Genomic DNA, 19,123 nt, shown 5'->3' with positions numbered 1-19,123 from the left:
GACAACCATCAGCCAAGGAGAAAGCCTCATGCGTTTCATCTGGATGGCTTCCGCCGCCCTGCTTCTGAGTGCCGGCGCTGCCTGTGCGCAAACCACCTCCCCCATGCAGCCGCCCGGCGCAAGCAGTACGCCGGCCACCCCGCCTTCCACCATGGCGCCACCCGCGCCCTCCGCAATGGCACCACCCGCCAATGTAAAAAACTGGCTGCGCGGCCCCTTGCCGGAGAATGAGCCGCCGCAGGTTTATCTGCATATCGCCAAGGCCGCGCTAGCGCATCATGATTACGGCCGGGCGAATGACGCGCTCTCTCACGCGGAAACCTTGCTACTGACCCGCTCCGTTGACCAGGGCTCTAGCATCCCGGTGGACAACTCACCGGCGGTGAGCGCGATCGAGCAAGCGCGCAAGGCTCTCCAGTCACATGACACCGTAACCGCCATGCAACAGACGGATGCCGCGATGCAGGCCATCCAGCCGCCACCGCCCGGTAATGCCCCCATGACTCCCACGAATGGCGCCATGAAGCCCCTCGCCGCACCGGCGCAATAGCCAAAATGGGCGCCGCAAGGCGCCCATGCCGTACAAACAGCGATTTTACCCTCGCTTTTGCGCCGCAATATCGCTATGCGGGGGCACATATTCAGCAACGAGCATCCCGGCCAGACCGGCGCGCCCCAAGCGCCCCGGCCCGGCCGGTTTGCTCATTTCGATAGGTAGTCTTTAGATGTCTGCGCCGAAAATCCGCAATATTGCCATCATCGCTCACGTTGACCATGGCAAAACCACCCTCACCGACCAACTCCTGAAGCAGTCCGGTGCCTTTGCCGCCCACCAGGCCGTGGCCGAGCGCGCGCTCGACCGCAACGACCTAGAAAAAGAGCGCGGCATCACCATTCTGGCCAAAGTCGCCTCCGTGGTGTGGAACGATGTGCGCATCAACATCATCGATACACCAGGCCACGCCGATTTCGGCGGCGAGGTTGAACGTATTCTGAGCATGGTGGACGGCGCCGTGATTCTGGTGGACGCCGCCGAGGGCGTGCTGCCGCAAACCAAGTTCGTGCTGGGCAAGGCCCTGAAGCGCGGCCTGAAGCCGATCGTGGTGGTCAACAAGATCGACCGTGGCGATGCCCGCCCGGACGATGTGCATAATGAGATGTTCGACCTGTTCGCCTCTCTAGATGCAAATGAGGAACAGCTGGACTTCCCGATGCTATTCGCCTCCGGCCGCCAGGGCTGGGCAGTGAAGGACCTGAACGATCCGCGTGAAAGCCTGACCCCACTTTTCGAGTTGATCCTGAACCATGTTCCCGCCCCAGCGCTGGACACCGAAGCGCCCTTCGCCATGGTCGCGACTATTCTGGAATCCGACACCTTCCTTGGCCGCGTGCTGACCGGTCGCGTCGAGCAGGGCAAGGCAACCGTCAATATGCCGGTGAAGGTGCTAGACTTGGACGGCAAGGTGGTGGAAACCGGCCGCCTGACCAAGCTGCTCTCCTTCCGTGGGCTGGAGCGCGTGCCGGTAGACGAGGTAAGTGCTGGTGACATCGTCGCCGTCGCAGGTCTTTCCGACACCACCATTCCATACACAATCTGCGCGCCTGAAGTGGCCACGCCGCTGCCCGCCACACCGATCGACCCGCCAACACTCTCAATGACATTCCGCATCAATGACGGCCCGCTGGGCGGCCGCGAGGGCAAGAAGGTCACCTCCCGTCAGATCCGCGACCGCCTGTTCCAAGAAACGGAAGGCAACGTCGCCATTCAGGTTGCAGTCTCCACAGAGACCGACGCGTTCGAGGTGTCCGGCCGTGGCGAACTCCAGCTCGGCGTGCTGATCGAAACCATGCGCCGTGAAGGCTTCGAGCTGACTATCGGTCGTCCCCGCGTGCTCACCCGCACCAACGCGGAGACCGGCGAGAAGGAAGAGCCTTACGAAGAGGTGCTGATCGACGTGGATGAGCCCTATTCCGGCGCCGTCGTCGAGAAGATGAGCCGCCGCAAGGGCGAACTGACTGACCTGCGCCCCTCCGGCGGTGACAAGCAGCGCCTAACCTTCAAGATCCCATCCCGCGGCCTCATCGGCTATCATGGGGAGTTCCTGACCGACACGCGCGGCACCGGCGTGATGAACCGCCTGTTTGCTGGCTACGGCCCCTGGAAAGGCAAGATCGAGGGCCGCCGCAATGGTGCGCTGATCTCCTCCGAGGACGGCGAGGCCGTGCAGTACTCCCTGTTCTCCCTGCAGGATCGGGGCGTGCTGTTCGTGAACCCAGGCGACAAGGTTTATGTCGGTATGATCCTCGGCGAGCATAGCCGTGAGAACGACCTGGACGTGAACCCGGTCAAGGAGAAGAAGCTCACCAACATTCGCGCCGCTGGCAAGGACGAGGCGTTGCTGCTGGTGCCACCCCGGCGGATGAGCCTGGAGCAGGCCATTGCCTACATCCAGGACGACGAACTGGTGGAAGTCACTCCCTCCGCCGTGCGGATCCGCAAGCGTTACCTGAACCCGCATGACCGCAAGAAGGCCGAGCGCCGCGCGGACGACGCGGCCTAAGCCATCTTATCGAAAAAGGCGCCGATATTGGCGCCTTTTTTATGGCTCCTCCCCCATCGACACGAAAAATCGCCCCAGGCATGATGCCGCGCAAAGAAAGGGCAAAGCGTGGACGCACAATCACAGGCTGAAATCGACATAATCCGGCGGAGCGGACTGTTTCTTTCAGAGTGGTATCTCGGCCAACATCCGCAGGCCGCGGATGAGGGAAAAGACGGAATCGCGCATTTTTGCCGCACTGGCTGGAGGAAGGGCGCACGGCCCAACCCTTATTTCCATCCGCAATGGTACCTGGAGCGTTACCCGGACGTGGCCGCGGATGGCGGCAACCCCTTGCTGCATTACTTTCTCGCCGGAGAGGCCGAGGGACGTGACCCTTGCCCCTACTTCCACACGAACTGGTATCGTGAAACTTACAGCTTGCCCCCAAGTGTCTCCTGCCTGGAGCATTTTCTGCGCCGCCACCGCACAGGACAAGTAAATCCGGTTCCGGTGTTCGATGGCGCCTGGTATCTGGACCAAAATCGGGACGTGGCCGAGGGCGGCGCGGATCCATTCGAGCACTTTCTGGCGTTTGGAGCTGCAGAACATCGTGATCCCTCACCGGACTTCGATGTCAGGTTTTATCTCGGCCGTTACAAAAAAAATCTGAACGGGCAAAACCCGTTGCTGCATTATCTCGCCAATATAGATAACGGACTGTTTCTCCCAAAGCGGCCGGAACAGGAAGGCCTGATCCCCTCCGCCATCCGGCGTTCCACCCGTCCCGCAACGTTTTTTGAGAACTTTACCCCTGCCCCGCCCCACGCCGCCCGCAAGGCAATGCTGCTGGCCTATTACCTGCCGCAATTCCACCGCGTTGCTGAAAATGACGCCTGGTGGGGCAAGGGCTTTACGGACTGGACGAATCTCGGCCGCGCCATACCGCGTTTCGTGGGCCATGTGCAGCCGCGTGTGCCGCGCGATCTGGGCCATTACTCGCTGGATGATCCGTCCACGCTGAAACGCCAAGTGGAGATGGCCAGAGCCGCCGGGCTCTCTGGCTTTGTGTTCTATTATTATTGGTTCAACCGCCACCGGCTTCTGGAAAAACCGCTTGAGCAGTTTCTGGCCGACGAATCTCTAGATTTCTCTTTCTGCGCCATGTGGGCGAACGAGAATTGGACGCGCCGGTGGGATGGTCAAGAACGTGAGGTGCTAATCGCGCAGGAATATCTGGAGGAGGATGACGCTGCGCTGATCGCCAGCTTCGCCAGGCTGTTCGCGGATAAGCGATACATTCGCATCGAAGGACGGCCCCTGCTGATGATCTACCGGGTGGGGCTGATCCCCGATACACAGGCGCGTCTACGAAAGTGGCGCAAGCTGTTTGAAAAAAAACATGGTGAGCGCCCGCTGCTAATCATGGCGCAAAGCCTGGGCGATGATTACGATCCCACCCCTTATGGGCTAGACGGCGCGGTGGAATTTCCACCCCACAAGCTGAGCCAAGCCACTCCGCGAATCAACGAGACGCTGGACCTTCTGGACCCGGATTTCAGCGCCACCGTGCATGATTATGCGGCCCTGGCCGAAACCTCACTCACCATGCCGGTGCCTGATTATCCACTGATCAAAGCAATCGTCCCCGGCTGGGACAATGACCCGCGCCGCGAAGGCAAGGGGCTAGCCTTGCACAACGTCACCCCTGCCAAATACCAGGAATGGCTGGAAAAACTCGTCCGCTACGCGGCGGATCACCCATTCTACGGCCAGCAGATTATTTGCGTGAATGCCTGGAATGAATGGGCCGAGGGTGCGTTTCTGGAACCCGACATTCATGCGGGGGCCGCTTTTCTCAACGCTACCGCACGTGCCATTTGCGCAGGCGAGACCGGAAGCTTGGCGGCAGGTATCCTGCTGGTGGGCCACGACGCGCAACCCCACGGTGCACAGCTTCTGTTGTTGCACATTGCTAGGCAGTTACGGCGCCAATGGGGGATGAGAGTACACCTGCTGCTACTCGGCGTTGGCCCATTGCTGGGGCAGTATTACGATACCGCCGAAGTCACGGTCAGCCATGATGAGACGATCATAAAAAGCCACCTGGACCAGTATCGGCGCATGGGCGTCCGCCACGCCATCATTAACTCCTCCGCCTCGGCGCGGGTGACGCCCATGGCTGAAGCGCATAATATCCAAAGCGTGCTACTGGTGCATGAGCTACCGCAGCTATTGAAGGAATATAACCTCGAGGTACAAGCCCAGCTTGGCAGCCAAGCGGCACGGAAGGTGATCTTCTCCTCTGGTTTCGCAGCGGATACGTTCCGGACCACAATAGGGCTGGATGGTCACAACGAGGTTATCCTGCCCCAAGGCAATTACCAGTGCATCAGCTTCGACCCACTGGCCAGGACTCGTATCCGCGCGGACCTGGGGCTTTCAGAGCAGCATTTCCTTATTCTGGGCGCTGGATTTGGGGATATCCGCAAGGGATTTGATCTGTTTTTGCAACTCGCCCGCCGGGTTTCGGCCACGCAGCAAAAAGTGCATTTCCTCTGGGTCGGGAACATCGACTTCAAACTAAAAACCTATCTCGAACCGGAAATGGACAAGCTGCAAAAGAGCGGGGCTTTCAGCCATATCCCCTTTACCCAGGAGATCTCGGCTTATTTCTCCGCCGCGGACATATTGGCACTAACCTCACGCGAGGACCCTCTGCCAACCGTGGTCATAGAGGCCCTCGCTTGCGGCGTACCGTGCGTCGCCTTTGACGAAAGCGGCGGAATACCCGAATTGCTGCGTGCCGACCAGGGAGGCTATGTGGCCCGGCGGGCTGATTTGGATGATTATCAGGCCGGTCTGGAAGCGCTGCTGGACCACAAGGCCCTGAAGAGACAACGCCCCCGCCTGATGCAAGCGGCTGAACAGCGTTTTGATTTCCAGCATTATGTGGATGAACTCCTGCGCCTTGCCGTGCCGGGCCTCAAGCGCGTCACTGCCGCTATACTCAACTATAATTATGCCGCCTATCTGCCTGAGCGACTCTCCAGCATTTTCGAGCAGAGTTATCCAGTGCAGGACATCCTCCTGCTTGACGACGCCTCAACGGATGACAGCCTGCAGGTTGCGCGGCAGCATGCCGAAGCCGCCGGGCGGGATATTCAAGTGCATCTCAACGCCTCAAACTCAGGCTCGGTTTTCGCGCAGTGGCGCCGGGCCGCCGAGGCCGCGCGGGGTGATTATGTATGGCTCTGCGAGGCCGACGACGCTGCCCACCCTACCTTTCTGGCCCGGCTGGTCGAAGCGATGGAGCACGAGGACGCGCCGCTCTTCGCCTTTGCCGACAGCCGCGCGGTGGATGCGCAAGGGTTGGAAGTCATGCCCAGCTATCAAGGCTATTATTTCCAATCGGGTATACGCAACCTAGCCGCCTCCGGCAGTTGGGATGCCAAGGATTTTGCTAACAAATTCTTGAAAATTCGCAATCTCATCCCGAATGTCAGTGCCGTGCTCTGGCGCCGTGAGGCGTTATTGCGGGCTTTGGCGGCTCTGCCGGATCTGGAAAGCTGGAAGCTGGCAGGGGATTGGCGGATTTATCTTGCGGCGTTGACTGCACAGGTGGGCCAGGTAGCTTTTCTGGCCGAACCGCTAAATACCCACAGGCGGCATGAAGGCGGCGTCACAAAGCGGCTGGACGCAGCGTCTCATCTCGCGGAAGTGGAACGGCTGCATGACGTGGCGGCTGATTTGTTGGCGTTGGATGAGGCGGATATCGCCTCCCAGGCGGCGTATCGTGCCCAACTTTCAAACCAGTTCGCACGTGCAAAAAAGAAAGTGGTTTCACGTGTTGCCAGACGCAAAAAGGTCTGATTGTACTGACCTCAGATCCTTGCGAAACGATTGGAGTGTCCATGAAGATCCTATTGACCGGCGGTTGCGGCTTTATCGGTTCCGCCGTTGTCAGGCGTGCGGTCCGGCAGGCAGGGCATCAGATCATCAATATCGACAAGATGACCTATGCCGCTTCCGAAGATGCGCTTGAGGATGCGCTGCACCACCCGAATCATGCACTGCTGAAGCAGGATATTTGTGATCTGGCGGGCATCCGCGTGGCCTTTGCCACGCACCAGCCAGACGTGGTGATGCATCTGGCCGCTGAAAGCCATGTGGACCGCTCCATAGACGGTCCGGCCGCGTTTGTTCACACAAATATCACCGGCACCTTCGTGATGCTGGAAGCCGCGCGTGAATATTTCGCGACACTCTCCGGTGAGAAGAAAGAAAAATTCCGGTTCCATCACATTTCGACAGACGAAGTGTTTGGTGCGCTGGCGGATGAAGAGCCGCCGTTTAACGAACATACTCCTTACGACCCGCGTAGCCCGTACTCCTCCTCCAAGGCCGCGTCCGACCATCTGGCCCGCGCCTGGATGCACACTTATAACTTGCCGGTGATCGTTTCCAACACCACTAACAATTACGGCAAATGGCAATTCCCCGAGAAGCTGATTCCGTTGATGCTGATCAACGCTATCGAGGAAAAGCCACTCCCCGTCTATGGCGACGGTAAGAACACGCGTGACTGGCTGTTTGTCGACGATCATGCCGAGGCGCTCTTGAAGGTTGTCACGCAAGGCGTGCCCGGCGAGACCTATTGCATTGGCGCCCGCCAGCCCCAGAAAAATATCGACGTGGTGAAAGCCATCTGCTCCATTCTGGACCGGAAGCTGCCGAGCGAAAACGGCGCGCGTGAACGGCTGATAACCTATGTCACCGACCGTCCTGGCCACGACCACCGTTACGAAATTGATCCATCCTCCGCCGAGACTGCTCTGGACTGGACCGCCGCGCATGATTTTGAACGCGGACTGGCGGTAACGATTGGCTGGTATCTGGATCATCGTCCGTGGTGGGAGGGTATCCGGTCGAAAAAATATTCCGGGCAACGTCTGGGGGCCGGGGCATGATCACCAAAGGCATCATTCTCGCGGGCGGGTCTGGGACACGGCTGCATCCCATAACTCAAGCCAGCTCGAAGCAACTGCTCCCAGTGTTCGACAAGCCAATGATCTACTACCCACTCTGTACGCTGATGCTGGCGGGCATTCGGGAAGTGCTGATTATCTCTACCCCGCAGGACCTGCCGCAATTTCAGCGCTTGTTCCACGACGGGTCACATCTTGGCATCCGCATCTCTTACGCTGAACAACCAAGTCCGGACGGTCTCGCCCAGGCCTTTCTAATCGGCGAAGAATGGATCGACGGCGATGCCTGCGCCCTGGCACTGGGGGATAACCTCATCCATGGCGATCATCTCTCCACCCTACTGCGTGCCGCCGGCGCGCGGCCCGAAGGGGCAACCGTGTTCGCCTATCAGGTGCGTGACCCGGAGCGCTACGGCGTCGTCTGGTTCGATGCGGATGGCCGGGCCGTGAACATTATAGAAAAGCCCAAGGAGCCAAGCTCCAACTGGGCGGTTACCGGGCTTTATTTCTACGATCATCGCGTGACCGAATTCGCCAAAAAAGTGAACCCCTCGGCCCGTGGAGAGCTGGAGATCACCGACCTCAACAATATATATCTGCAAGAAGGCACGCTGAAGGTGGAACGGCTGGGGCGCGGCACCGCTTGGCTGGATGCCGGTACGCCGGATAGCCTGCTGCAATCCGCCAATTTCGTACAGACTATCCAGGACCGGCAAGGTAATCTCGTCGGCAGCCCGGAAGAGGTAGCGTATAGGATGGGCTTCATTGACGCGGACCAACTTCGCGAACGCGCCAAGCTGATCTCCAAAACCGAACTAGGCCGGATTCTCAACAATATCGCGGATGGGGTGCATCACTGATGAAGGTTGAAGCTCTCGCTATCCCTGAGGTCAAACTCATCACCCCGCCGAAATTCAGCGATAGTCGGGGTTTCTTCTCCGAAACCTGGAGTGCGTCCAAGCTTAAGGCCCAAGGCTTCGACGAGCATTTCGTGCAGGACAATCAGAGTTTCTCCGCCCAAAAAGGAACCATTCGCGGCCTCCATTGTCAGGTGGCCCCGCATGTGCAGGGTAAGCTGGTGCGTGTTATCAAAGGCGCCATCTGGGATGTGGCGGTGGATATCCGCCAGGGGTCGCCCACCTACGGTAAATGGGTAGCGGCAGAGCTTTCAACTGAGAAATGGGCGCAGCTTTGGGTGCCAGGCGGCTTTCTGCACGGCTTCTGCACTCTCCTTCCGGATACCGAGGTGATTTATAAAGTCACGGGCGATTACGCAAAGGACTGCGAACGTGCCGTACGCTGGAACGATCCGACGCTGGCCCTGCCCTGGCCGATAGCCCCCGATGAGGCCCTGTTATCTGAAAAGGATCAAGCTGCCCCCCCGTTCAATGCAACAGACCACTGGTTCACCTACTGATGATCCTCGTCACCGGTGCCTCCGGGCAATTAGGAGATGCTCTCTCCCGGCGCCTTACCGCGCGCGACACTCCCTTCACCGCCGTGCAGCGCCCGGCTTTTGATTTCGAGAAGCCGGAAACACTCACCACTAGCTTTGAAGACGCAAGGCCAACTCTGGTGATCAACGCCGCCGCCTATACGGCTGTGGACAAGGCCGAGACCGACCAAGCGGCCGCAAAAGCCTGTAATCACACCGGCCCATTGGCGCTGGCTAAGCTATGCGAAGCGGCGGACATTCCTTTCATCCACGTCTCGACCGACTATGTGTTCGACGGCGACAAGGGCGCGCCTTATTTGGAAAGCGATCCTACCGGCCCCACCGGCGTGTACGGTGCCACCAAACGCGATGGCGAGGAAGCGATTCTGGCCACCAGCGCCAAGGCCATCATTCTACGTACCGCCTGGGTTTACTCCGCCCACGGCAAGAACTTCGCCCGCACCATGATCAATGCCGGACGCAAGATGCCCGTCCTGCGCGTGGTTGCTGACCAGCACGGCACCCCCACGGCAGCAGGCGATCTGGCGGATGCCATTCTCGCCATCGCGGACAAAATTGAGGCCACGGGATGGCAAGCGGCTTATCGTGGCATATACCACGCCACCGGCAGCGGTGAGACCACTTGGCACGGTTTTGCCACCGCCATTTTCGAGAATGCAGCTAAGCTAGGCTATCCGGCGCCGGAGGTGCAGCCCATCTCAACCGCCGACTGGCCAACCCCAACCCGCCGCCCGTCGGATTCCCGATTGGATTGCACCAAGCTGAAGCAGGTCTTTGGGGTGTCGCTTCCAGAGTGGCGCGCAACGCTCCCCTTAATTGTATCTGACCTTATGGATACATGAGCACAATATAGAGTTGATTTTTTAAAAAAAACAACTCTATGCACTTTATGAGTGTAATTCATTTGTTAATTAGCGGATTGTAAATGTATATTTACTTTTATAGGGATGTTTTTTTTGATCTGTGAGCAGATCATGGATCCCAACTCTGTACTTGGGCGTTGAAGGGAAGCCTAGGCCCGATGAGCCCCGCGTTGTCAGAAAATACCACGCATACAAGCGTCACCATACTGCTTTCCACCTTTAATGGAGCAAGCTTTCTGCGTGAGCAGTTAAACAGCTTTCTGGCGCAAACACATGAACGCTGGGTCCTGCACTGGCGGGATGACGGCTCCACAGACGAAACCGTGGCCATCATGCGGGCGTTCGCAGCACTCGTCGGCCCAGAACAATGCGTGGAGTCTACCACTTCCGGGCCGCATCTCGGCGCATCGGCGAGCTTCCTGGCCTTACTGCGTGAAAATCTCGGGGCCATGGCAATTGCTTTCGCGGACCAGGACGATGTCTGGCTGCCGGAGAAGCTGGATTGCGCGCTGAAAGCCCTCGCTGAAGCGGAAGAAGCCCCCGCCCTCTATTGCGCTCGGCAATATCTGGTCGATGAATCTCTGCAAAACGCCACACTCTCCATTCGGCACCGAAGCAATATCGGCTTTCCGGCCAGCCTTACCCAAAATATCGCCAATGGGAATACGCTGGTCCTCAACGCGGCGGCGGTGGCACTTATCGCCAGCACACGCGAGCCGGAGGGGACGGTACATGACTGGTGGAGCTATATCGTTGTCTCTGCCTTCGGTGGAAAAATCTTCTTCGATGACAGGCCGCAGGTGCTCTACCGGCTGCATCAAAAAAACCTGATCGGCCGCGCTCAGCCGCTTTATGGCCGTGCCCTGGCCGCGCTGCGGCGCGGGCCTGTAGTATATATGACCATGATGCGCCGCCACGCGGAAGCGCTTGCGCTCCAAAGCGCCCGCCTGACACCTCAGGCCCGGCAAGACTTAGAGTTGGTGCGCCGGGGCCTGCAGGGCCGGCTGATCCAGCGCTTCGCCGCCTTGCGGTGCCAGCGCTTCCGTCGTCGGACTGCCCTGGAGAATCTTCTCTTTCGCTATTGGTTTTTGACCAATCGGGGCTTCATGGGCGTGCAGCCGGCGGTTAGCCGGGTGTTTCCATCCCTCCCCGCCGCGCGCAGCTACCAGGACACAAAAGGCTGACCACCTGTCAGGCCTCGCGTATGTCCTGCCAGTCTTCGGTAAAGGGCTTCTTGCGGAAGGTCGCCCAAAAGAAATTCATTGTATATCGCACCCCGATGGTGAACACCCCTTCCCCCACCAGCCTGCGCCCCGAGGAACGTGCGGGCAAACGGAAGGTGAATTTTACCTTACCGACCTTGGCAAGCCTGTTCGCCATATCCGTATCCTCGCCATAGAAAGAGAACCGCAGATCTGGGTTGCCGAGCTTGAGCATTGCCGATCTCTTGACGACGAAATTACCGCCCTGGAGCATCGCCCCTACATTCAGGACGTAATGGTTGAAGACGTAAGCCAACCAAGCCAGCCGATAATAGCAGGCAACGACAACATTCACTTTCTTCGGTACGCCATAATAAACATAAGGCCCAGATAGCCCGACCAACGCCGTTGACCGGCCGAACTGCCGCAGCACCTCCGCCAGCCAGCCTGGCGGAATCACTGTGTCAGCATCGATATTGGCAATCAACGCTCCAGTTGAGTTTTCAAAGCCGCTCCATCTGGCCTGTACCAGCCCCTTGCGCGGTTCATCGACTACTCTCACCCCTTCAACCGCGAGCGCCACTTGGCGGGTATTATCCGTGCTGGCATTATTCACGACGATAATCTCCGCTTCCTCACCCAATTTCAGCCCCGTGCGGTCGATTTCCTCGCGGATTGCGGTCAGGGAGCCGATGAGCAATGTTTGCTCATTATAGGCCGGAACAACGAAACTGATCTTCATTACGCAAAAGCTCCTGAGACTCGGGGGCACGGGGCACCTTAAACCTCTATCAACAGAGGAGCGTCGGCAAAGGCGAATGACCTTTTGATGAAACCCGGAATGAACGGCCTTTTTCATCAATTTTCGGCCTCTTGCCGGGCTGGCGGCACCGGTATCAGCCAGTAACGGTTGACATCTGCGTGTCAGGACGGCATATCGCGCCTCCAATTGTTCCATTTCTAGCCGAGATATGTGATGAAGATCCGCAATTCCCTTAAGTCCGCGAAGCTTCGCGACAAGAACTGCCGCGTTGTCCGCCGCCACGGCCGGGTATACGTGATCAATAAAAAGAACCCGCGCATGAAGGCCCGCCAGGGCTAAAAGCTTTCGCTTTTATGCGACGGCAAGCAGCCCGGCAATTTGCCGGGCTTTTTGCTTTGCACCCGCCCCTATCCGGCAGTCAGGAACCCATAAGCCCCTGACTGTCTGTTTATCGGCCCTACTTAACCAACTAGCAAAGCAATCGGGCGGGGCCAGAACATCCCGGCGCGCGCACGGTAGGCTTTATAGGCATCCGCTAGGCTGGAATTGGCAAATTTACGTTCTTCGCGGGAAGCCGCCTCGATATAGAGTGCCATCATCACCGCCGGGGCGATCCAGCCTAGCATCCCCTGCACGGCCACGGCAGTTCCCAGCCAGAACAGCACATAAGCCAGATAGAACGGGTGACGCACATAGCGGTACGGGCCGTCCTGGAGCAGGAAGTTCGGGGCATCCGTATCGAAGGCCAGGGTTGGCGGGGTGCGATGGCTGGCGGCCACGGCCGCGGCGAACACGGCGAGCGAGGCGGTGAACAGCCCCAGCGCAACCAGCCACAACCCAGACGTCCCCTGCGCGATACGCCATACGAAAGCCGCAAACAGTACTAGGCTGAGCAAGCTAGTCACCTTCATGCCCAGTGGCATCGCGCCAGTCGAGCGGAAATGCTTTTTCACACCCCAGGAGAAGGCGGCAAAGCAGATGGTGGCGTCAAAACCGGTAATGGCGTTGTAAACGATGTGCATTTGAAGAATCCTTCAGGATTTTTTGAATGGTGGAACGCTGGGTAGGAATCAGTCTGCGAAAACCTTCACAACCTCACCTTCAAGCAGGCTGCCATAGGCCTGCTTGGTGGACGCGTCCGTGGCGACGAAAGGGATGTCCGACATCAGTCTGTCGTAACGTGCGTTGGGGCAGAACATCAGATTCGTCTCGAACTTCACGCCGGCATAGCGGCGCGGTCCAGCGACATACTCAAAATGCATGCGTTTATAGAAAGTCGTGTGGTTACGGCGCACGCAGTTCAGCATCATGTCCGCCCCCTCCTCAATCACCAGGAACGAGACAAAGCGGTACAGAACAAACACCAGCATGAAGTCATTGGCATAATCGGGATGGCGTACGAGGCGGTTGATCTCAGTGAGTTTCGCCGGGCGCCCGGTCCGCACCCCGTCAGCCAGGGCCATCACCTCTTCTGGAAAGATGCGCCTAGCCGGAATATCGCCCCATCCGCTCAGCGCGGGGTCGTTAACCAGTGTGCACAGCCGCACGGACGCCGCTGGCCGCCCATGCTTATAAATCACCACAGACCGGCTGTTGGGCAGAAGATCATCCGTGTCCGAAAACTGCCCGCCAGGCATGGGATCGATATATCCACCAGAAAGATAGCTGGCATGGCGGATAGAAAAAGCATCCGCCTTCGTCTGCTCATCCAGGGCCAACTTCGCGGTTAGCCCTTTTGGATGGTCGAGAACCCGACCGCGGACAAGACCAGTTGTCTGATATTTTAGTGAGCTCATGGTAAATCTTCCTTGATTTGCAACCAAAACAAGAAAGATTAGAAACGAAATCCCCCCAAAGATGTAGGTCAATTATTCGTTTCTAAGTCAGAATCACGTACTTTTTGACTCACGACCAGAAGCGTAGACATTCTGGTTCTCTTCTTTCAAAATCTTAACTTTTTAAAACACTAGGCTGTTATGGTTATTTCATTGCATTTTTTCTATTCTACCTTGAGGATTGATTTTTTGAATTTTTGCAATTTTTGGTCGTTTCTTTAAAACTTTTCGATGGCCTTTTGGTCAACAACCCTATCAATCAATTAAAGATAGCGTTTTCTAAAAAAAGAAAGTACGTAAGGTTGTATCCATCCGAGGTGGCGTTTTCTGTTTTTTTCGCCATGTGAAAGGCAAATCTTTTCCGGTTATGACCGACTCGCACCCCGCCTCTTCCGAACCAACCTCTCCCCAGCCAAACCTGTCACGATTGACCGCCAAGCTGCGCCAAGCGGTTCATAGCCTCAGCACGGCCTTACAGATGCCGCCAGACCTGAGTGAGCGGCTACTGCTCGATCAGGCGACAGACTTCAGTTACGTTATCAGCGCCATCGCCGTCCTGGGGATGAGCACGATCGCTTTGATTTTTTTTGACTTCTCATCCTCTCCCGCACCCGCTGAGCGTGTGACGGCAATTTTTGCCGTCTGTCTTTGCTATTTCGCCATCCTGTTCAACGCCTACCGTTGGCTGCGTCGTCCGGTCTCCACCCAGGAGGAAGCGCGAACCTATATCGCCACCATGTCGCGCATCCTGAGCTTTCTCGGGATCTTCTGGTCCTGCCTTCTGGTCATCACCGTCAAACAGGCTAATCCTGGGCAGCTCAACCTGCTTTACGGCATCATGGCCGGCTGCCTAGCGACGCCGGTGATGGTCTCCCCAGCCCTCTGCGCCTTTGCCTTCTGGATGCCTGTGTCCGCAGGCATCTGTTTGGCGGTCATTGCCTCCCATCAGGCGGACCTGTTCGCGGTGTTGGACCTGCTCTCGTTCATCGGCCTCACCGGCTTTTGCATTCTTTATCTCAACCGCCGCATGAATGAGCGCGCCGTCAATGCCATCAAGCTGGAAGAAACTGCCGAGGTGATCCGCCTGCTGTTACGCGACTTTGAGGAGAACGCGTCAGACTGGTTGTGGGAAACCAATGCCGACATGGAACTGCAACAGGTCAGCCAACGCTTGGCCCAGGTCTCCCGGCGCCCGGCTGAAAGCCTGAAAGGTCCATTTCCCGCAGTTCTGTTAGGCAAAACGGCTTTAGACAACGCGCCGCCGGGCTCCACGATCGACAAGCTGCAACGCGCCATCACCGAGCGTTCTCCCTTCCGGGATCTGGTAATCCCGCTGGTTATTGAAGGCGAGCAACGGTACTGGTCTCTTACCGGCAAGCCCATTGTGGATAAACATGGCAATTTTAGCGGGTATCATGGTGTTGGCTCAGACATTACCGGCCAGCGACGCCAGCAGGAGCATATCTCGTTCTTGGCGCGGCATGACAGCCTGACCAAGCTGGCCAACCGTATGCTGTTCTCGGAAGTGCTGCATCAATGTTGCGATAATTCCGCGTCAACTGGCTTCGCCCTGCTCTGCCTTGACTTGGACAATTTCAAAATCATCAACGACACACTTGGCCACGCCACGGGAGATGCGGTGCTGGTGGCCGTGGCGGAGCGTCTGCGCGGTTCCATCCGGGAATTTGATATTGCCGCGCGGCTGGGCGGGGATGAGTTCGCAATCATCGTCATTACAAATGAAAGGAAGGAAGCGGAGGCGATTGCCAAGCGGATTGTCGACCGCATCCTGCGGCCTTTCCAGTTTGACGGACAAATGCTGCAAACTGGTGTTTCCATCGGCATCGCCATGGCGCCGGAGGACGGCAACACCCCCGCCCAGCTCATGAAAAGCGCCGACCTAGCCCTCTACCGGGCCAAGTCAGACGGGCGCGGGATCGTCCGCGTTTATGATCAGGAGATGGACGAGGCCATGCAAGCCCGGCGGAGCCTGCAGGCGGCTCTTCGTCAAGCCATTACACGCGGAGAGCTATCCGTCGCCTATCAGCCGATCGTCAACCTGACCAGCCAGCACATCATCGGGGCGGAGGCGCTTGTGCGCTGGCGCCACCCAGAACACGGTTTTATCCCGCCCGCGCAATTCATCCCGCTTGCGGAGGAATGCGGACTGATCGAAAAAATCGGGACGTTTGTACTGCGTACCGCCTGCGCAGAGGCCGCCAGTTGGCCCGGCGACACCAGCATCGCCATCAACCTTTCACCCCAGCAGAGCAATGACACGCAGCTTGTCCACATCATCGCGGATATTCTGGCCACCACGGAACTGCCGCCAGACCGACTGGAACTGGAAATTGTGGAAACCACGATGCTCGAAACCGGCAGCCCGACCGAGGACGTGCTGTGGCAGTTGCACCGCCAGGGCGTTAAAATCGTGCTTGATGATTTCGGCACCGGCTACTCCTCCCTTTCCTATCTGCGCCGCTTTCCGTTCAGCAAAGTAAAGATCGACCGTTCTTTTGTCTGCGATCTGGGGTACGAGAAGGCGGACAGTTCCATTATTCTCGCTATCATCGGCATTGCCGAGACAATGAACATGCAAGTCACGGCCGAAGGTGTTGAAACGCAAACACAAGCCAACCTGCTGCGGGCCTATGGCTGCCCACAAGCCCAAGGTTTCTTGTTCCATGAGCCCATGGAGGGCACAGAGCTCGCCAAATTGCTAACGGCCCAACAGGCCGGGTCTGAGCGGGCTTTGCCCAGGGTTCTGTAGATATCTGTTTTGCTCTGGCGCCTCTTGGCCTGAAGCGCCTAGGATGGCTTAATAGACGCCTATGAAGGAAGCTAAAGGTGCGTCGCCGGCGATGGCGCAATGGTTCGCCATCAAAGCAGAGCATGAGGATGCCCTCCTCTTCTTCCGTATGGGCGATTTTTACGAGCTATTTTTTGCCGATGCACAGGCCGCCAGCGCGGCGCTGGACATCGCGCTTACCGCGCGCGGCCAGCATCAGGGCCAACCCATCCCAATGTGCGGCGTCCCGGTTTCCCAGGCGGAGATGTATCTGGCCCGGCTGATCCGGCGCGGATTCCGGGTGGCCATTGTGGAGCAGCTTGAAGACCCGGCCGCCGCCAAGGCACGCGGCGCCAAAGGTCCGTTGAAGCGCGGCGTAGTGCGGCTTGTAACCCCCGGCACACTGACCGAGGAAGCGCTGCTGGAGGCCGGACGGGCCAATTTCTGCTTGGCCATCACGGCGCATGAGGGCAAGTTAGGCCTTGCCTGGGCAGATATCTCAACCGGACAGTTTGAAACGGAGCAGACAGCCCTGGACGGGCTGGCGGCGATTTTGGGGCGGCTCGACCCATCAGAAATTCTCGCTTCGGCGGAAATCCCGCTCGGCACATACACGGCCCGGCGGGTGGACACACAACGCATGGCGCTGTCTTTGCCCGCCAACGCGGAAGGCGCGCGGCGTGATCTGGCACAAAGATTCGGTGCCGCCAGCCTTGAGGCTTTTGGCGATTTCTCCGGGGCGGAGGTGTTTGCCGCGTGTTTTATGTTGGCTTATATAGAGGCCACGCAAATGGGCACCCTGCCCCGGCTTTCACGCCCAACCAGCGCGGGCCTTGCCGGGCAGCTTGCCATGGATGCCGCCACCCGCGCCAGCCTGGAACTCGCCAGCGCGCGCGACGGAATGGAAGCGGGCAGCCTGCTTGGAGCCGTGAAGCGGACAGTCAGCCCCGCCGGAGCACGGAAGCTGGCAAGCTGGATCACCGCGCCGCTCTGTACGCTGTCGCCATTGCAGGACAGGCAGCAAGCCTGGATGGCGTTATGCGAGTCAGGCCAGGCGGAGGCCGTCCGCGACGCCTTGCGCGGCACGCCTGACATGGCCCGGGCCTTGGGCCGTATCGCGCTTGGCCGCGCCAGCCCGCGCGACCTTGCCGCCATACGCGGCGGGCTGCAGGCGGGCAGTGCGCTGGCGCCGCTACTGCCAGCGGGTGCGAAATTGCTGGATGAAGCAGCGACCGCGCTCACCCCGGCTCCAGCTTTGCTCGTCACCTTGCAGAACGCCCTGGCCGAACCTGCACCGCTGCGGCTTGATGAGGGGAACGCCATCGCCCCCGATTTCGATGCGGAGCTGGATGCCGAACGCGCCCTGCGTGACGATACCCGGCAGGTGATTGCGGCGTTTCAGACCGAACTTACACAGCGTTACGGCATCGCCAGCTTAAAAATCCGCCACCACGCCCAGCTTGGCTACGTGCTGGAGGCTCCCGCTACGGCAGTGGAAGGGTTGCGCGCCTATCCTGAATTGCAGCTGCGCCAGGGCATGGCCAACGGGTCACGTTTTACCCACCCGGAGCTCTCGGATCTTGACCGCCGCATCACCGAGGCCGCCGCGCGCACCAGCGCCCGAGAAAGGCTGGTTTTCTCCTGGCTGGTCAAGCAGGTTTTAGAGATCGCCGAACAGCTGGCAGCCTGCGCGGACGCGCTGGCGCTAGTGGATGTGTTGCAAAACGCGGCACATCTTTCGTTGTCTGGCCGTTATTGCTCTCCTGAACTTTCAGATGACGAGGCTTTTTCGATCACAGCCGGCCGCCACCCGGTGGTGGAGGCGGCCTTGCCACCGGGCACCGGCTTCATTCCTAACGGCGGCGAATTGTCCCCCAGCCAACGGCTGATGCTGCTCACCGGCCCCAACATGGCGGGCAAATCCACCTTCCTGCGCCAAAACGCGCTTTTGGTGGTGCTGGCCCAGGCGGGCCTGCCGGTTCCGGCAGAAAACATGCAACTTGGACTGGTTGACCGGCTGTTCTCCCGCGTGGGGGCGGCGGACGATCTTGCCTCCGGCCGCTCCACCTTCATGGTAGAAATGACTGAAACCGCTGCCATCCTGCATCAGGCTGGGCCAAAAAGCTTTGTTATTGTGGATGAGATCGGGCGCGGCACCGGCACGAGGGATGGGCTGGCCATTGCCCAGGCAGTGCTGGAGAGCTTGCACAACCAAAACCGCTGCCGCGCCATATTTGCTACACATTTCCATGAGTTAGTGCAGCTCACGGAAACATTGCCGCGCCTCAAGGCTTACACGATGCGGGTTAAGGAATTCCGGGGCGAGGTCGTGTTTATGCATGAAGTGGTGCAGGGTGCCGCTCAGAAAAGTTGGGGGGTGCATGTGGCCCGTCTGGCGGGGGTGCCCGAGGCGGTGCTGCGCCGTGCGGACGCTCTGCTGAAAGCCGCCGAACGTCAGCAAAACGCCGCCGCACCCTTGCCTTTGTTCGCTGCCGTGGCACCGCCCGCGCACGCGCCAGAGCACGAAGCGCTACTGGACGATCTGGCCGTGCTAGACCCGGATACACTTTCTCCGCGAGAAGCTCTGGCCCAGCTCTACCGGTTGCGTGAGCAAGTGCGGCAAATTCGCACCGGCTCCATGGAAAATGGGGCCTGATCCGTGTCTGATGAATTCCAACTTCCAGGGGT

General features: G+C 58.8%; 14 protein-coding genes. 11 read left to right on the top strand and 3 right to left on the bottom strand.

Annotated features, from left to right (window positions below; translation table 11 throughout):
- The first annotated feature begins 28 nt into the window (after positions 1–28).
- The 8 genes from BUB54_RS00770 (at position 29) to BUB54_RS00735 (ending at position 11,031) form a co-directional block, all read left to right on the top strand.
- Entirely contained in the window at positions 29–550 is a 522-nt protein-coding gene (locus BUB54_RS00770; RefSeq protein ID WP_048879216.1) for a hypothetical protein, read from the top strand.
- Positions 551–725: 175 nt separating this feature from the next.
- Positions 726–2,561 (top strand): translational GTPase TypA, encoded by a 1,836-nt coding sequence (gene typA, locus BUB54_RS00765; RefSeq protein WP_048879217.1) that lies wholly within the window; start codon positions 726–728, stop codon positions 2,559–2,561.
- A 108-nt stretch (positions 2,562–2,669) separates the two neighbouring features.
- Complete coding sequence (locus BUB54_RS00760) at positions 2,670–6,413, top strand: glycoside hydrolase family 99-like domain-containing protein (protein WP_048879218.1); 3,744 nt, start codon at positions 2,670–2,672, stop codon at positions 6,411–6,413.
- A 41-nt stretch (positions 6,414–6,454) separates the two neighbouring features.
- Positions 6,455–7,510, top strand: a complete 1,056-nt coding sequence (rfbB, locus tag BUB54_RS00755; RefSeq protein WP_048879219.1) for a dTDP-glucose 4,6-dehydratase — start codon at positions 6,455–6,457, stop codon at positions 7,508–7,510.
- Positions 7,507–8,388, top strand: a complete 882-nt coding sequence (rfbA, locus tag BUB54_RS00750) for a glucose-1-phosphate thymidylyltransferase RfbA (RefSeq protein ID WP_048879220.1) — start codon at positions 7,507–7,509, stop codon at positions 8,386–8,388. The genes rfbB and rfbA overlap by 4 nt, the downstream gene beginning before the upstream one ends.
- Positions 8,388–8,945 carry a dTDP-4-dehydrorhamnose 3,5-epimerase gene (gene rfbC / locus BUB54_RS00745; protein WP_048879221.1) on the top strand — a complete coding sequence of 186 codons (558 nt, stop codon included), beginning with the start codon at positions 8,388–8,390 and terminating at the stop codon, positions 8,943–8,945. Before rfbA ends, rfbC begins: the two co-directional genes overlap by 1 nt.
- Positions 8,945–9,826, top strand: a complete 882-nt coding sequence (rfbD, locus tag BUB54_RS00740) for a dTDP-4-dehydrorhamnose reductase (protein ID WP_048879222.1) — start codon at positions 8,945–8,947, stop codon at positions 9,824–9,826. Before rfbC ends, rfbD begins: the two co-directional genes overlap by 1 nt.
- A gap of 179 nt (positions 9,827–10,005) precedes the next feature.
- The gene (locus BUB54_RS00735; RefSeq protein WP_048879223.1) at positions 10,006–11,031 is read left to right on the top strand and encodes a glycosyltransferase; all 1,026 of its coding nucleotides are present in this window, start codon (positions 10,006–10,008) and stop codon (positions 11,029–11,031) included.
- Between the two features lie 7 nt (positions 11,032–11,038).
- Here BUB54_RS00735 and BUB54_RS00730 read toward each other — a convergent pair whose 3' ends face one another.
- On the bottom strand, positions 11,039–11,791 hold the full coding sequence (locus BUB54_RS00730) for a glycosyltransferase family 2 protein (RefSeq protein WP_048879224.1): 753 nt from the start codon (positions 11,789–11,791) through the stop codon (positions 11,039–11,041).
- A 234-nt stretch (positions 11,792–12,025) separates the two neighbouring features.
- Between BUB54_RS00730 and ykgO the strand changes: the two genes are divergently transcribed.
- A complete protein-coding gene (gene ykgO / locus BUB54_RS00725) occupies positions 12,026–12,151 on the top strand; it encodes a type B 50S ribosomal protein L36 (protein WP_008492157.1) in 126 nt (41 codons plus the stop codon).
- A 122-nt stretch (positions 12,152–12,273) separates the two neighbouring features.
- Here ykgO and BUB54_RS00720 read toward each other — a convergent pair whose 3' ends face one another.
- Together BUB54_RS00720 and BUB54_RS00715 are read right to left on the bottom strand one after the other, a co-directional pair.
- Positions 12,274–12,834 (bottom strand): methyltransferase family protein, encoded by a 561-nt coding sequence (locus tag BUB54_RS00720; RefSeq protein ID WP_048879225.1) that lies wholly within the window; start codon positions 12,832–12,834, stop codon positions 12,274–12,276.
- 48 nt (positions 12,835–12,882) lie between these two features.
- Entirely contained in the window at positions 12,883–13,608 is a 726-nt protein-coding gene (locus tag BUB54_RS00715) for an N-acyl amino acid synthase FeeM domain-containing protein (protein ID WP_048879226.1), read from the bottom strand.
- A gap of 406 nt (positions 13,609–14,014) precedes the next feature.
- On the opposite strand from BUB54_RS00715, the gene BUB54_RS00710 reads away from it, so the two are divergent.
- Together BUB54_RS00710 and mutS are read left to right on the top strand one after the other, a co-directional pair.
- Entirely contained in the window at positions 14,015–16,417 is a 2,403-nt protein-coding gene (locus BUB54_RS00710) for a putative bifunctional diguanylate cyclase/phosphodiesterase (protein ID WP_073211075.1), read from the top strand.
- A gap of 61 nt (positions 16,418–16,478) precedes the next feature.
- Positions 16,479–19,091: a DNA mismatch repair protein MutS gene (gene mutS / locus BUB54_RS00705; RefSeq protein WP_048879228.1), complete on the top strand. Its 2,613-nt coding sequence runs from the start codon at positions 16,479–16,481 to the stop codon at positions 19,089–19,091.
- Positions 19,092–19,123 lie beyond the last annotated feature (32 nt).

It is taken from the genome of Acidocella aminolytica 101 = DSM 11237, from assembly GCF_900129125.1.
Classification (GTDB): domain Bacteria; phylum Pseudomonadota; class Alphaproteobacteria; order Acetobacterales; family Acetobacteraceae; genus Acidocella; species Acidocella aminolytica.
The sequence above is the reverse complement of the archived record's forward strand: the minus strand, read 5'-3'. Positions and strand labels throughout refer to the sequence as shown.